The following is a 14,722-nucleotide window of genomic DNA, read 5'->3' as shown; positions in this document are numbered from 1 at the left end:
TATCGACTGTAAGAGATTAGAGAACAGCATAGGGTCTGTAGCTCAGCTGGTTAGAGCACCGTGTTGATAACGCGGGGGTCGTTGGTTCGAGCCCAACCAGACCCACCAAGACATTGGGGGATTAGCTCAGCTGGGAGAGCACCTGCTTTGCAAGCAGGGGGTCGTCGGTTCGATCCCGTCATCCTCCACCACTTACTGTTTTTACGTAAGCAGCAGTGTTTAGGTAAAAGTAGTACCGTTCTTTAACAATCTGGAAGAAGTAAAGTTTTATTTAAGCGTGTAGAAATACACACTTAGGGTAGTAAAACTCATCATCACAATAGTAGTAAATGCTTAGAACTATAGCCGTCAAGGTTATAGGGACAAGTGAATAAGTGCACATGGCGGATGCCTTGGCGATTACAGGCGATGAAGGACGTAGTAGCTTGCGATAAGCTGCGGGGAGCTAGCAAACAAGCTTTGATCCGCAGATTTCCGAATGGGGAAACCCGGCCTTTTAGGTCATCACCCACTGAATACATAGGTGTGTGAAGCGAACGCGGCGAACTGAAACATCTAAGTAGCTGCAGGAAAATAAATCAACCGAGATTCCCAAAGTAGTGGCGAGCGAAATGGGAAGAGCCTGTACGTGATAGTCGGACTGATAGTGGAACGCTCTGGAAATGGCGGCCATAGCGGGTGATAGCCCCGTACACGAAATCAGACCGGTGGTACTAAGCGTACGACAAGTAGGGCGGGACACGAGAAATCCTGTCTGAAGATGGGGGGACCATCCTCCAAGGCTAAATACTCGTAATCGACCGATAGTGAACCAGTACCGTGAGGGAAAGGCGAAAAGAACCCCGGGAGGGGAGTGAAATAGATCCTGAAACCGTGTGCATACAAACAGTAGGAGCCTCGCAAGGGGTGACTGCGTACCTTTTGTATAATGGGTCAGCGACTTACATTCAGTGGCAAGGTTAACCGGATAGGGAAGCCGTAGAGAAATCGAGTCCGAACAGGGCGATAGTCGCTGGGTGTAGACCCGAAACCAAGTGATCTACTCATGGCCAGGATGAAGGTGCGGTAACACGCACTGGAGGTCCGAACCCACTAATGTTGAAAAATTAGGGGATGAGCTGTGGGTAGGGGTGAAAGGCTAAACAAACTTGGAAATAGCTGGTTCTCTCCGAAAACTATTTAGGTAGTGCCTCAAGTATCACCATCGGGGGTAGAGCACTGTTATGGCTAGGGGGTCATCGCGACTTACCAAACCATTGCAAACTCCGAATACCGATGAGTGCGAGCTTGGGAGACAGACGTCGGGTGCTAACGTCCGGCGTCAAGAGGGAAACAACCCAGACCGCCAGCTAAGGTCCCAAAGATTGGCTAAGTGGAAAACGAAGTGGGAAGGCTAAAACAGTCAGGATGTTGGCTTAGAAGCAGCCATCATTTAAAGAAAGCGTAATAGCTCACTGATCGAGTCGTCCTGCGCGGAAGATGTAACGGGGCTAAGCCAGTCACCGAAGCTGCGGATATCCGCAAGGATATGGTAGGAGAGCGTTCTGTAAGCCTGCGAAGGTGTCTTGTAAAGGATGCTGGAGGTATCAGAAGTGCGAATGCTGACATGAGTAGCGATAATGGGGGTGAAAAGCCCCACGCCGTAAGCCCAAGGTTTCCTGTTCAACGTTCATCGGAGCAGGGTGAGTCGGCCCCTAAGGCGAGGCAGAGATGCGTAGCTGATGGGAAGCAGGTTAATATTCCTGCACCGTCGTATGATGCGATGGGGGGACGGATCGCGGAAGGTTGTCTGACTGTTGGAATAGTCAGTTTCTGCTTCATAGAAGGTGCTTAGGCAAATCCGGGCACATAATTCAAGGGAGTGGGACGAGTGAACTTGTTCACGTAGCAATCGGAAGTGGTTCCAAGAAAAGCCTCTAAGCTTCAGTCATACGAGACCGTACCGCAAACCGACACAGGTGGGCGAGATGAGTATTCTAAGGCGCTTGAGAGAACTCGGGAGAAGGAACTCGGCAAATTGGTACCGTAACTTCGGGAAAAGGTACGCCTCGGTAGCTTGGTCACTTTACTGTGATAGGGCGAAAAGGTTGCAATAAAATGGTGGCTGCGACTGTTTAATAAAAACACAGCACTCTGCAAACACGAAAGTGGACGTATAGGGTGTGACGCCTGCCCGGTGCTGGAAGATTAAATGATGGGGTGCAAGCTCTTGATTGAAGTCCCAGTAAACGGCGGCCGTAACTATAACGGTCCTAAGGTAGCGAAATTCCTTGTCGGGTAAGTTCCGACCTGCACGAATGGCGTAACGATGGCCACACTGTCTCCTCCCGAGACTCAGCGAAGTTGAAGTGTTTGTGATGATGCAATCTACCCGCGGCTAGACGGAAAGACCCCATGAACCTTTACTGTAGCTTTGCATTGGACTTTGAATCAATCTGTGTAGGATAGGTGGGAGGCTTTGAAGTAGGGACGCCAGTTCCTATGGAGCCATCCTTGAAATACCACCCTGGTTCATTTGAGGTTCTAACCTTGGTCCGTTATCCGGATCGGGGACAGTGCATGGTAGGCAGTTTGACTGGGGCGGTCTCCTCCTAAAGTGTAACGGAGGAGTTCGAAGGTACGCTAGGTACGGTCGGACATCGTGCTAATAGTGCAATGGCATAAGCGTGCTTAACTGCGAGACCGACAAGTCGAGCAGGTACGAAAGTAGGACATAGTGATCCGGTGGTTCTGTATGGAAGGGCCATCGCTCAACGGATAAAAGGTACTCTGGGGATAACAGGCTGATTCCTCCCAAGAGTTCATATCGACGGGGAGTTTGGCACCTCGATGTCGGCTCATCACATCCTGGGGCTGTAGCCGGTCCCAAGGGTATGGCTGTTCGCCATTTAAAGTGGTACGTGAGCTGGGTTTAAAACGTCGTGAGACAGTTTGGTCCCTATCTGCCGTGGGCGTTGGAAATTTGAAGGGGGCTGCTCCTAGTACGAGAGGACCGGAGTGGACAGACCTCTGGTGTACCGGTTGTCACGCCAGTGGCATTGCCGGGTAGCTAAGTCTGGAAGAGATAACCGCTGAAAGCATCTAAGCGGGAAACTTGCCTTAAGATGAGATTTCCCAGAGCCTTGAGCTCTTTGAAGGGTCGTTCGAGACCAGGACGTTGATAGGTCAGGTGTGGAAGTGCAGTAATGCATTAAGCTAACTGATACTAATTGCCCGTACGGCTTGTCCCTATAACCTTGACGGTTATACGCATTTACTATGATGGTGAGTGCTACTCTGATAAAACAAATTGGGTTCCCGCCTGCGCGGGAACGACGACGGATCGTCGTCCCCGCGAAGGCGGGGATCCATCGCACCTTACTTCTTCCCGATTGTTCCCAGTCAAAGCTTGATGACCATAGTAAGTCGGTCCCACCCCTTCCCATCCCGAACAGGACCGTGAAACGACTCTACGCCGATGATAGTGCTGCAACCAGTGTGAAAGTAGGTTATCGTCAAGCTAGTTATTAAGTGAGAAGGCCCGGTCTGTGACCGGGCCTTTTTGCGTTTACAATCGTTCGCATGAACGAACACACCGCAAGAGACGTCGTGCTGGTCCGCGCGATCGAGACCGCCGATCACAACAAGGAAATCCTCAGCGACGACGATCGCACTTATGCCAGCCGCAGCGCGCGCGAGCTGGCCCAGTGGCGCGCCGCCGACCGCAAGGCTGAAGCCACCGGCGACGATTTCCTTCAGCAGCGTGCCGAACAAATCCTCAAGCGCCTGGCCGAGCGCCATGCCACGTTTGCCGGCTTCCTCAAGCAACGCAGTCCATTGCAGCCGCTGGCCTGGGCCTTGCCGCTGATTGGCCTGCTGCTTGGCGCCGGCCTCGACCGCATCACCGATCCGCACCGCGTCGATTTGCTGTCGGCGCCCTTGTTGTTGATTATCGGCTGGAACCTGCTGGTGTACGCGGGCCTGGTGATCTGGCTGTTTGTTCCGTCGCGCCCGCGCGTGCCGCACCGTTTGAAGGCGCCGCGCAAACTGCCGCCCGCGCTGTCGACGGCGGTGATGGACTTCCTGCGCGAGTGGTCGCAGCTTAGTGCGAAGCTGAACGCCGCGCGCCTGAGCCGCAGCGTGCATCTGAGTGCGGCCGCGTTTGCCGCCGGCGCGCTCGCTTCGCTGTACGCGCGCGGCCTGCTGTCGCAATACGCGGCCGGCTGGGAAAGCACGTTCCTCGATGCCAGCCAGGTGCACAGTCTGCTGTCGACACTGTTCGCGCCGGCCACGGCGCTGCTGCACCTGCAAGACTTCACACTGGCGGAGATCGAAGCGCTGCGCTTCCCGCAAACCACGGCGGCGGCGGGCGGCGCGCGCTGGGTGCACCTGTATGCGGCCACGATTGTGCTGCTGGTGATCGCGCCGCGCCTGCTGCTGGCGGCCATCTCGCAATGGCGAGCGGCCCGACTGATGCGCCATTTCCCGCTCGATCTGGAACAGCCGTATTTCCGTAAGCTCAGGGATGCGATGGGCATGCCGCAAGGCGGTACGCTGCGCGTGCTGCCATACAGCTTCACGATCGACGAGCAGCGGCATCGCGGACTGCAACAGCTTGCGGTAGAGATGTTGGGCGAGCAGGGCAGACTGATGCTGCGGCCGTCCACCGCCTACGGCGAAGCGCCGCAGGTCAGCGACGACGCCGAGGTGACGAGCACCGCTGCGCTGTTCAACCTGACCGCGACGCCGGAGCAGGAAAACCACGGCGCCTTCCTCGATGCGCTGTCGAAGGCGCTGCCGCGCGGCGTGACCGTGTTGCTGGATGAGTCGGCGTATCTGGAGCGCATGGGACCCGAGCGCCTGGCCGAGCGCGTCGCGCTGTGGCAGGAGTTCTGCCGCTTCCACCGCACCACCGCCAGCGTCGTCAACCTGCAGGTGCCGGCATGAGTGCGACGATTCAACTGGCGCTGATTTCCCACACTAACAACGGCAAGACTACGCTGGCGCGTACGCTGATGGGCGTCGATGTTGGCGAGGTGCGCGACGCCGCCCACGTCACCATCCTCTCTGAACCGCACACTTTGCTGACCACGCCGGAAGGCGATGTTTTGCAGCTGTGGGATACGCCGGGCTTTGGCGATTCGGTGCGCTTGCAAAAGCGCCTGGCGCAGTCGGGCAACCCGATCGGCTGGTTTCTGCGCGAGGTGCTGGACCGCTACCGGGATCGGCCGTTCTGGCTGAGCCAACAGGCGTTGCGCGCGGCGCGCGACAGCGCCGACATCGTGCTCTATCTGGTGAATTCGGCGGAAGATCCGCAGGACGCCGGCTATGTGCCGGCCGAGATGAAGATTCTCGAATGGCTGGGCAAGCCGGTGGTGGTGATCCTGAACCAGACCGGCCGCCCGCGCCCGCAGGCCGAAGAGCAGGCCGACCAGGCGCGCTGGCGCGATTACCTGCGCCAGTACCCTGCCGTGCGCGAGGTGCTTGCGCTGGATGCGTTCGCCCGCAGCTGGGTTCACGAGCGGGTGTTTTATCACGCCCTGTCCGAATTGCTCGACGCGCAACAGCAGCCGGCCTATGCGCGCCTGCTCGCCGCCTGGCAGGCGCGCAACGCGCAGCGCTACGCGCAATCGCTGCAACTGCTGTCGGCGCACTTGCTGGCAGCGGCGCGCGATAGCGAGGCGTTGCCGGACGAGGGCAAGAGCTTGATCAAGTCGGCGCTGAAAGTGGTTGGCATCGGCAAAAACGCCGAACAGCAACGGCAGGATCAGGCCATGGGCGAGCTGATCGCGCGGCTCAACCTGCGCACCGGCGAGATGACGCGTGAGCTGCTGGTCCTGCACCAGCTCGATCCGGCCGGCGTCGCCGAGATCAACGCGCAGGTGCGCGAGCATTTCTCGGTCCGCGCGCCGATCGACAAGGCACAGGCGGGCCTGCTGGGCGCAATGATTTCCGGCGCCGCTACCGGCCTCTCAGCCGACCTGATGGCCGGCGGCCTGACGCTCGGCGGCGGCGTCATCCTGGGCAGCCTGGCCGGCGCGCTGACGTTTGCCGGCGCAGCGTGGGGCTTCAATTCCGGCACCGACCGCAACCAGGCCACCATGCAGTTCTCCGACGCCTTTATGCATACGCTGGTGGCGGCCGGCTTGTTGCGCTATCTGGCGGTGGCGCACTTCGGGCGTGGTCGCGGCAGCTTTGTCGACGGCGAGGCGCCGGCGTTCTGGCAAAGCGCGGTGGAGCAGGTGGTGGCGCGGCATGAAGGCGCGCTGGCCGCATTGTGGAAGCAGGCGCGCCTGCAGGAGGCGCCGCCGTTGCAGCCGCTGGTCCGGCAGATGATGTCGGCGGTGCTGGAACAGCTGTATCCTGGCTCACACCAGTCTTGAGGCCTCGGCCGGCTTGACCAGCAGGAAGCGGCGCATGGCGTTGGCTTCCTCGCTCGGGCTGCGGCCGAAGTAGCGCTTGAACTCGCGGCTGAATTGCGACGGGCTTTCGTAACCGACCTGCGCGCACGCGGCCTGCGCGGTCATGTCGTTGCGCGCCATAAGCAGCCGCGCCTGGTGCAGGCGCGCCGACTTCAGATACTGAATCGGCGAGCAGTGCGTGACCGACTTGAAGTGCACATGAAAGGCCGGCACGCTCATATTGGCTTCCTCGGCCAGCATGCCGACATCGATGCTGGCCGCGTAGTCGGCATGGATGCGGCGCAGCGCCTTGGCGATGCGGCCGAACTGGCCCTGACTGGTCAGCGCCGCGCGCATCGCCGCGCCCTGTTCGCCCATCAGCACGCGGTAGCAGATTTCGCGTACGATGCCCGGCCCCAGCACTTTCGCTTCCAGTGGCGAGTTCAACGCCTCCAGCAGGCGCAGCACGGTTTCGCGCAGGCGTTCGTCCATGCGCGTGGTCATCATGCCCTTGGGCATGGCGGACACTTCGTTGTCGGTCTGGTCGATGGTGAACATCAGGTCGGCCAGCGTGGTGCGGTCGATGCGCACCGAGATGCCGAGGAAGGGATGTTCCTCCGACGCCTCGGTGGTGGCGGTGAACGGCATCGGCACGGCCACCACCAGGTAGTGGTCGGCGTCGAACTGCAGGATGTCGTTGCCGAAGTAGGTGCGCTTGCGTCCCTGCAGCGCGATGGCGATGCACGGATCGTACATCGCCGGCGACTTGGTCACGCTCTGGTTGGCGCGCGTCAGGCGCACGTCGTCCACCAGGGTTTCGGTATAGCCTTCGGTGCGCGCCAGCTGCATATGCAGGGCAATCATGCGGTCCACACTGCACTCCTTATTGTCGGTGATGAATAGGAATGATCCATGATTCACGCGCGGATCGCTACCATTGCCGATGCGATCCATAGGATTAGGCAAGAACTACATAGGCATGTGCATTCGCAGCATGACGATTCGTCCGTAAGATGCAGCCTGTGTTAATGGCCAGGAAAGGACTGCATCATGACTCAAGCTCATCGCAAAGTAATTCTGATTGCCGGCGCCAGCCGGGGATGCGGACCCGCGACAGCCCGTCAGCTGGCAGGCGAGGGCCATCACGTGGTGCTGGGCGCGCGCCGCTCCAGCAAGCTGCATGCGCTGGTGACGGAAATCCGCCAGGCCGGCGGCTCGGCCGAATGGTTTGCGCTGGATGTGAATCAGCCGGACGAGATGCGCGAGTTCCTGGCCTTCGCCGAGGATGTGCACAAGCGCGTCGACGTCATCATCAATGCTTGAACAGCAGTGCGATCATATGGTCGGCCGTCGCCTCTAATTGCTCGGTGCCCTGGTAAATACGCTCCATCACCACATTGCCGCGTGTGAAGGTCATCAGCAGGCGCGCGGCGTCCTTTGGCGCCAGCCGCAGGCGGTCCCTGGCGTCCGGCTGCGACAGGCGCTCCTCCAGCGCATCGGCCAATCCTTCCAGCATGCCGCGCAGCGCCACGCGCACCGGCTCGTCCATCGCGGTTTCATCGGTGGCGATCTTGGTGGTCAGGCAGCCGCGCGTGCGCGCTGAGGGCGTGCCGTCCAGCTGCGGCACCGGCTCCGACATCGAGCGGATCACATACGCGAAGTAGGCACGCAGCGCGGCCACCGGGTCGTCCAGCTGCATGTGCTTGCGCACCATGTCCAGATAGTGCCGTTGATAGCGGGCGAACGCCAGCAGGAAAATGTTCTGCTTGTCGCCATAGGCGTGATACAGCGAGCCGCGCTGCACGCCGGTGGCTTTCGCCAGATCCGGCATGGAGGTTGCGCCATAGCCCTGGCGCCAGAACACGTGCATCGCCCGTTCCAGCGTATCGTCTTCGTTGAATTGTTTTATGCCTGCCATGGCAAGAATTATCGTCATGTTTGACACGTCTGTCAAGTTTGACTATGCTGTCAAACATGATGACAGTTTTGAGGAGTTGCCATGGCCAGCGCCGATGATCGCGGCATGACCGCCCGTGCTATTTTTGCCGGCCTATGCGCCAGCCTGGTCGGCATTGGCCTGGCGCGCTTTGCCTATACGCCGCTGATCCCGCCGATGATCGGCGCCCACTGGTTTGCCGCCAGCGATGTGATTTATCTCGGCGCCGCCAACCTGGTCGGCTATCTGATCGGTGCGCTGGCGGGGCGGCCGGCGGCGCGCCGCTATGGCGCCCGCCCGACGCTGCGCGCCATGATGCTGCTGACCTCGGCCGCATTCTTTGCCTGTGCTTTCCCGCTGTCGGTCGGCTGGTTCTTCGGCTGGCGCCTGCTGTCGGGCGTTTCAGGCGGCATCATCATGGTGCTGGCGGCGATGACGGTGTTGCCGCACGTGCCGGCGCAGCGCAAGGGCATGGCCAGCGGCGCCATCTTCCTTGGCGTTGGCCTGGGCATTGCCGCCTCGGGCACGGTGGTGCCGCTGCTGCTGGACATGGGCATGCGGGCGACCTGGCTGGGGTTGGGCGTGCTGTCGCTGTTGCTGAGCGTGGCTAGCTGGCGGTGCTGGCCGCATGCGCTGCATACGCATGTGCCGCAGGGGGAGCCGGGCGCGGCGGCGCGGGCATCGATGCGCGCCGAGCTCAATCTGCTGTACCTGCAATACGCGCTGATGGCGCTGGGGCTGGTGCCGATGATGGTGTTTCTGGTCGACTACGTGGCGCGCGGCCTGGGTTGGGGCGCGCATACCGCTTCGCTGTTCTGGATCGTGTATGGCGTCGGCGCGAGCATCGGGCCGATGGCGTATGGCGCGCTGTCCGACCGTGCCGGGCCGGCGCTGACCAGTCATCTGACGATGTGGTTGCAGGTGGTAGTGATCGCGCTGATGATGTTCTCGACCAATCATATGCTGCTGTTGACGGCGACGCTGGTAATCGGCTCCTTCCCGCCGGGCATCGTGCCGATCACGCTGGGCCGCGTGCAGCGCATATTGCCGGGGGATGTGCATGCGCAGAATGTGGTGTGGAGCAAGGCGACTACGGTGTTTGCCATGTTCCAGGCGCTGGCCGGCTATGTCTATTCCTATGTGTTCACGCAAAGCGGCGGCAACTATCGCCTGCTGATGGGCATGGGCGCCGGCGCGCTGCTGATCGCCTTGCTGGCCGATGGCGTGAAAAAAGCCCTTGTCAAACCAGCCGGTGGCTTGGTATGATTCTGCCCCTCGCGAAACACAGCATCACTAACAAAGCGATGCAGAAAAAAACGAGGGGTTGACGAGATAAACGAAATGCTTCATAATCTCGCTTCTGTGCTGATGAACAAAACGCTTCTTCAGCAAGCAACACAAGACAACGATCTTTAAAAATTAACAGTCGATAAGTGTGGGCATTTGGTGCTGCAACAAAAAGCATTAAATGCTCAACAAGAAATAACACAGTAGTAATACTGTCAGTATTTTGAGTGAGCGAACCATGGTCAGCAATGATCATCAAACAGAGATTAAACTAAAGAGTTTGATCCTGGCTCAGATTGAACGCTGGCGGCATGCCTTACACATGCAAGTCGAACGGCAGCACGGAGCTTGCTCTGGTGGCGAGTGGCGAACGGGTGAGTAATATATCGGAACGTACCCAGGAGTGGGGGATAACGTAGCGAAAGTTACGCTAATACCGCATACGTCCTAAGGGAGAAAGTGGGGGACCGCCTTGGCGGCCTCATGCTCATGGAGCGGCCGATATCTGATTAGCTAGTTGGTGGGGTAAAGGCCCACCAAGGCATCGATCAGTAGCTGGTCTGAGAGGACGACCAGCCACACTGGAACTGAGACACGGTCCAGACTCCTACGGGAGGCAGCAGTGGGGAATTTTGGACAATGGGGGCAACCCTGATCCAGCAATGCCGCGTGAGTGAAGAAGGCCTTCGGGTTGTAAAGCTCTTTTGTCAGGGAAGAAAAGGCTGCGGCTAATATCTGCGGCTCATGACGGTACCTGAAGAATAAGCACCGGCTAACTACGTGCCAGCAGCCGCGGTAATACGTAGGGTGCAAGCGTTAATCGGAATTACTGGGCGTAAAGCGTGCGCAGGCGGTTTTGTAAGACTGATGTGAAATCCCCGGGCTCAACCTGGGAATGGCATTGGTGACTGCAAGGCTAGAGTTTGGCAGAGGGGGTAGAATTCCACGTGTAGCAGTGAAATGCGTAGATATGTGGAGGAACACCGATGGCGAAGGCAGCCCCCTGGGTCAAAACTGACGCTCATGCACGAAAGCGTGGGGAGCAAACAGGATTAGATACCCTGGTAGTCCACGCCCTAAACGATGTCTACTAGTTGTCGGGTCTTAATTGACTTGGTAACGCAGCTAACGCGTGAAGTAGACCGCCTGGGGAGTACGGTCGCAAGATTAAAACTCAAAGGAATTGACGGGGACCCGCACAAGCGGTGGATGATGTGGATTAATTCGATGCAACGCGAAAAACCTTACCTACCCTTGACATGGATGGAATCCTTGAGAGATTGAGGAGTGCCCGAAAGGGAACCATTACACAGGTGCTGCATGGCTGTCGTCAGCTCGTGTCGTGAGATGTTGGGTTAAGTCCCGCAACGAGCGCAACCCTTGTCATTAGTTGCTACGCAAGAGCACTCTAATGAGACTGCCGGTGACAAACCGGAGGAAGGTGGGGATGACGTCAAGTCCTCATGGCCCTTATGGGTAGGGCTTCACACGTCATACAATGGTACATACAGAGGGCCGCCAACCCGCGAGGGGGAGCTAATCCCAGAAAGTGTATCGTAGTCCGGATTGTAGTCTGCAACTCGACTGCATGAAGTTGGAATCGCTAGTAATCGCGGATCAGCATGTCGCGGTGAATACGTTCCCGGGTCTTGTACACACCGCCCGTCACACCATGGGAGCGGGTTTTACCAGAAGTAGGTAGCTTAACCGTAAGGAGGGCGCTTACCACGGTAGGATTCGTGACTGGGGTGAAGTCGTAACAAGGTAGCCGTATCGGAAGGTGCGGCTGGATCACCTCCTTTCTAGAGTCGCACGCTCCAAGTGCTCACACTTATCTGCTGTACCGTTCTTTAACAATCTGGAAGAAGTAAAGTTTTATTTAAGCGTGTAGAAATACACACTTAGGGTAGTAAAACTCATCATCACAATAGTAGTAAATGCTTAGAACTATAGCCGTCAAGGTTATAGGGACAAGTGAATAAGTGCACATGGCGGATGCCTTGGCGATTACAGGCGATGAAGGACGTAGTAGCTTGCGATAAGCTGCGGGGAGCTAGCAAACAAGCTTTGATCCGCAGATTTCCGAATGGGGAAACCCGGCCCTCTGGGTCATCACCCACTGAATACATAGGTGTGTGAAGCGAACGCGGCGAACTGAAACATCTAAGTAGCTGCAGGAAAATAAATCAACCGAGATTCCCAAAGTAGTGGCGAGCGAAATGGGAAGAGCCTGTACGTGATAGTCGGACTGATAGTGGAATGCTCTGGAAATGGCAGCCATAGCGGGTGATAGCCCCGTACACGAAATCAGACCGGTGGTACTAAGCGTACGACAAGTAGGGCGGGACACGAGAAATCCTGTCTGAAGATGGGGGGACCATCCTCCAAGGCTAAATACTCGTAATCGACCGATAGTGAACCAGTACCGTGAGGGAAAGGCGAAAAGAACCCCGGGAGGGGAGTGAAATAGATCCTGAAACCGTGTGCATACAAACAGTAGGAGCCTCGCAAGGGGTGACTGCGTACCTTTTGTATAATGGGTCAGCGACTTACATTCAGTGGCAAGGTTAACCGGATAGGGAAGCCGTAGAGAAATCGAGTCCGAACAGGGCGATAGTCGCTGGGTGTAGACCCGAAACCAAGTGATCTACTCATGGCCAGGATGAAGGTGCGGTAACACGCACTGGAGGTCCGAACCCACTAATGTTGAAAAATTAGGGGATGAGCTGTGGGTAGGGGTGAAAGGCTAAACAAACTTGGAAATAGCTGGTTCTCTCCGAAAACTATTTAGGTAGTGCCTCAAGTATCACCATCGGGGGTAGAGCACTGTTATGGCTAGGGGGTCATCGCGACTTACCAAACCATTGCAAACTCCGAATACCGATGAGTGCGAGCTTGGGAGACAGACGTCGGGTGCTAACGTCCGGCGTCAAGAGGGAAACAACCCAGACCGCCAGCTAAGGTCCCAAAGATTGGCTAAGTGGAAAACGAAGTGGGAAGGCTAAAACAGTCAGGATGTTGGCTTAGAAGCAGCCATCATTTAAAGAAAGCGTAATAGCTCACTGATCGAGTCGTCCTGCGCGGAAGATGTAACGGGGCTAAGCCAGTCACCGAAGCTGCGGATATCCGCAAGGATATGGTAGGAGAGCGTTCTGTAAGCCTGCGAAGGTGTCTTGTAAAGGATGCTGGAGGTATCAGAAGTGCGAATGCTGACATGAGTAGCGATAATGGGGGTGAAAAGCCCCCACGCCGTAAGCCCAAGGTTTCCTGTTCAACGTTCATCGGAGCAGGGTGAGTCGGCCCCTAAGGCGAGGCAGAGATGCGTAGCTGATGGGAAGCAGGTTAATATTCCTGCACCGTCGTATGATGCGATGGGGGGACGGATCGCGGAAGGTTGTCTGACTGTTGGAATAGTCAGTTTCTGCTTCATAGAAGGTGCTTAGGCAAATCCGGGCACGTAATTCAAGGGAGTGGGACGAGTGAACTTGTTCACGTAGCAATCGGAAGTGGTTCCAAGAAAAGCCTCTAAGCTTCAGTCATACGAGACCGTACCGCAAACCGACACAGGTGGGCGAGATGAGTATTCTAAGGCGCTTGAGAGAACTCGGGAGAAGGAACTCGGCAAATTGGTACCGTAACTTCGGGAAAAGGTACGCCTCGGTAGCTTGGTCACTTTACTGTGATAGGGCGAAAAGGTTGCAATAAAATGGTGGCTGCGACTGTTTAATAAAAACACAGCACTCTGCAAACACGAAAGTGGACGTATAGGGTGTGACGCCTGCCCGGTGCTGGAAGATTAAATGATGGGGTGCAAGCTCTTGATTGAAGTCCCAGTAAACGGCGGCCGTAACTATAACGGTCCTAAGGTAGCGAAATTCCTTGTCGGGTAAGTTCCGACCTGCACGAATGGCGTAACGATGGCCACACTGTCTCCTCCCGAGACTCAGCGAAGTTGAAGTGTTTGTGATGATGCAATCTACCCGCGGCTAGACGGAAAGACCCCATGAACCTTTACTGTAGCTTTGCATTGGACTTTGAATCAATCTGTGTAGGATAGGTGGGAGGCTTTGAAGTAGGGACGCCAGTTCCTATGGAGCCATCCTTGAAATACCACCCTGGTTCATTTGAGGTTCTAACCTTGGTCCGTTATCCGGATCGGGGACAGTGCATGGTAGGCAGTTTGACTGGGGCGGTCTCCTCCTAAAGTGTAACGGAGGAGTTCGAAGGTACGCTAGGTACGGTCGGACATCGTGCTAATAGTGCAATGGCATAAGCGTGCTTAACTGCGAGACCGACAAGTCGAGCAGGTACGAAAGTAGGACATAGTGATCCGGTGGTTCTGTATGGAAGGGCCATCGCTCAACGGATAAAAGGTACTCTGGGGATAACAGGCTGATTCCTCCCAAGAGTTCATATCGACGGGGAGTTTGGCACCTCGATGTCGGCTCATCACATCCTGGGGCTGTAGCCGGTCCCAAGGGTATGGCTGTTCGCCATTTAAAGTGGTACGTGAGCTGGGTTTAAAACGTCGTGAGACAGTTTGGTCCCTATCTGCCGTGGGCGTTGGAAATTTGAAGGGGGCTGCTCCTAGTACGAGAGGACCGGAGTGGACAGACCTCTGGTGTACCGGTTGTCACGCCAGTGGCATTGCCGGGTAGCTAAGTCTGGAAGAGATAACCGCTGAAAGCATCTAAGCGGGAAACTTGCCTTAAGATGAGATTTCCCAGAGCCTTGAGCTCTTTGAAGGGTCGTTCGAGACCAGGACGTTGATAGGTCAGGTGTGGAAGTGCAGTAATGCATTAAGCTAACTGATACTAATTGCCCGTACGGCTTGTCCCTATAACCTTGACGGTTATACGCATTTACTATGATGGTGAGTGCTACTCTGATAAAACGAAATTGGGTTCCCGCCTGCGCGGGAACGACGACGCATCGTCGTCCCCGCGAAGGCGGGGACCCATCACACCTTACTTCTTCCCGATTGTTCCCAGTCAAAGCTTGATGACCATAGTAAGTCGGTCCCACCCCTTCCCATCCCGAACAGGACCGTGAAACGACTCTACGCCGATGATAGTGCTGCAACCAGTGTGAAAGTAGGTTATCGTCAAGCTAGTTATTA

At 56.8% G+C, this 14,722-nt stretch carries 6 protein-coding genes, 2 tRNA genes and 5 rRNA genes; 11 read left to right on the top strand and 2 right to left on the bottom strand.

The genetic code is table 11. The features are described from left to right. Positions 1-31 precede the first annotated feature (31 nt). The 6 genes from ACRQ5J_RS00065 to ACRQ5J_RS00040 all read left to right on the top strand — a co-directional run bounded on the left by ACRQ5J_RS00065 (position 32) and on the right by ACRQ5J_RS00040 (position 6,362). A tRNA-Ile gene (locus tag ACRQ5J_RS00065) sits at positions 32-108 on the top strand. Between the two features lie 7 nt (positions 109-115). Next, positions 116-191: transfer RNA gene (locus tag ACRQ5J_RS00060), tRNA-Ala, on the top strand. A gap of 169 nt (positions 192-360) precedes the next feature. Next, positions 361-3,230: ribosomal RNA gene (locus tag ACRQ5J_RS00055) — 23S ribosomal RNA — on the top strand. A gap of 157 nt (positions 3,231-3,387) precedes the next feature. Next, positions 3,388-3,500 (top strand): 5S ribosomal RNA (rrf, locus tag ACRQ5J_RS00050). A gap of 61 nt (positions 3,501-3,561) precedes the next feature. Then, complete coding sequence (locus tag ACRQ5J_RS00045) at positions 3,562-4,926, top strand: DUF2868 domain-containing protein (RefSeq protein WP_432380586.1); 1,365 nt, start codon at positions 3,562-3,564, stop codon at positions 4,924-4,926. Beyond that, on the top strand, positions 4,923-6,362 hold the full coding sequence (locus ACRQ5J_RS00040; protein WP_432380585.1) for a DUF3482 domain-containing protein: 1,440 nt from the start codon (positions 4,923-4,925) through the stop codon (positions 6,360-6,362). Before ACRQ5J_RS00045 ends, ACRQ5J_RS00040 begins: the two co-directional genes overlap by 4 nt. Here ACRQ5J_RS00040 and ACRQ5J_RS00035 read toward each other — a convergent pair. Next, positions 6,348-7,244, bottom strand: coding sequence for an AraC family transcriptional regulator (locus ACRQ5J_RS00035; RefSeq protein WP_432383552.1), 897 nt, complete (start codon positions 7,242-7,244; stop codon positions 6,348-6,350). The genes ACRQ5J_RS00040 and ACRQ5J_RS00035 overlap by 15 nt on opposite strands. A gap of 186 nt (positions 7,245-7,430) precedes the next feature. Between ACRQ5J_RS00035 and ACRQ5J_RS00030 the strand changes: the two genes are divergently transcribed. Beyond that, entirely contained in the window at positions 7,431-7,703 is a 273-nt protein-coding gene (locus ACRQ5J_RS00030; RefSeq protein WP_432380584.1) for an SDR family NAD(P)-dependent oxidoreductase, read from the top strand. Here ACRQ5J_RS00030 and ACRQ5J_RS00025 read toward each other — a convergent pair. Then, positions 7,693-8,298 carry a TetR/AcrR family transcriptional regulator gene (locus ACRQ5J_RS00025; RefSeq protein WP_432380583.1) on the bottom strand — a complete coding sequence of 202 codons (606 nt, stop codon included), beginning with the start codon at positions 8,296-8,298 and terminating at the stop codon, positions 7,693-7,695. The genes ACRQ5J_RS00030 and ACRQ5J_RS00025 overlap by 11 nt on opposite strands. Positions 8,299-8,379: 81 nt before the next feature. Between ACRQ5J_RS00025 and ACRQ5J_RS00020 the strand changes: the two genes are divergently transcribed. From ACRQ5J_RS00020 to rrf (ACRQ5J_RS00005), 4 genes are all read left to right on the top strand, one after another. Further along, positions 8,380-9,582 carry a YbfB/YjiJ family MFS transporter gene (locus tag ACRQ5J_RS00020; protein ID WP_432380582.1) on the top strand — a complete coding sequence of 401 codons (1,203 nt, stop codon included), beginning with the start codon at positions 8,380-8,382 and terminating at the stop codon, positions 9,580-9,582. Positions 9,583-9,871: 289 nt separating this feature from the next. Continuing rightward, a 16S ribosomal RNA gene (locus tag ACRQ5J_RS00015) occupies positions 9,872-11,405 on the top strand. Between the two features lie 166 nt (positions 11,406-11,571). Beyond that, a 23S ribosomal RNA gene (locus tag ACRQ5J_RS00010) occupies positions 11,572-14,442 on the top strand. A 158-nt stretch (positions 14,443-14,600) separates the two neighbouring features. Continuing rightward, positions 14,601-14,713, top strand: a 5S ribosomal RNA gene (rrf, locus tag ACRQ5J_RS00005). The 16S, 23S and 5S rRNA genes sit together here, the layout of an rRNA operon. The last annotated feature ends 9 nt before the right edge of the window (positions 14,714-14,722 follow it).

This window comes from Duganella sp. P38 (genome assembly GCF_050859475.1).
GTDB lineage: Bacteria > Pseudomonadota > Gammaproteobacteria > Burkholderiales > Burkholderiaceae_D > Rugamonas.
The sequence above is the reverse complement of the archived record's forward strand: the minus strand, read 5'-3'. Positions and strand labels throughout refer to the sequence as shown.

Bases quoted from the DNA above. Each gene is read 5' to 3' on its own strand.
- ACRQ5J_RS00030 (WP_432380584.1), top strand. From the start codon at position 7,431: ATGACTCAAGCTCATCGCAAAGTAATTCTGATTGCCGGCGCCAGCCGG.
- ACRQ5J_RS00045 (WP_432380586.1), top strand. From the start codon at position 3,562: ATGAACGAACACACCGCAAGAGACGTCGTGCTGGTCCGCGCGATCGAG.
- ACRQ5J_RS00025 (WP_432380583.1), bottom strand. From the start codon at position 8,298: ATGGCAGGCATAAAACAATTCAACGAAGACGATACGCTGGAACGGGCG.
- ACRQ5J_RS00035 (WP_432383552.1), bottom strand. From the start codon at position 7,244: ATGATTGCCCTGCATATGCAGCTGGCGCGCACCGAAGGCTATACCGAA.
- ACRQ5J_RS00040 (WP_432380585.1), top strand. From the start codon at position 4,923: ATGAGTGCGACGATTCAACTGGCGCTGATTTCCCACACTAACAACGGC.
- ACRQ5J_RS00020 (WP_432380582.1), top strand. From the start codon at position 8,380: ATGGCCAGCGCCGATGATCGCGGCATGACCGCCCGTGCTATTTTTGCC.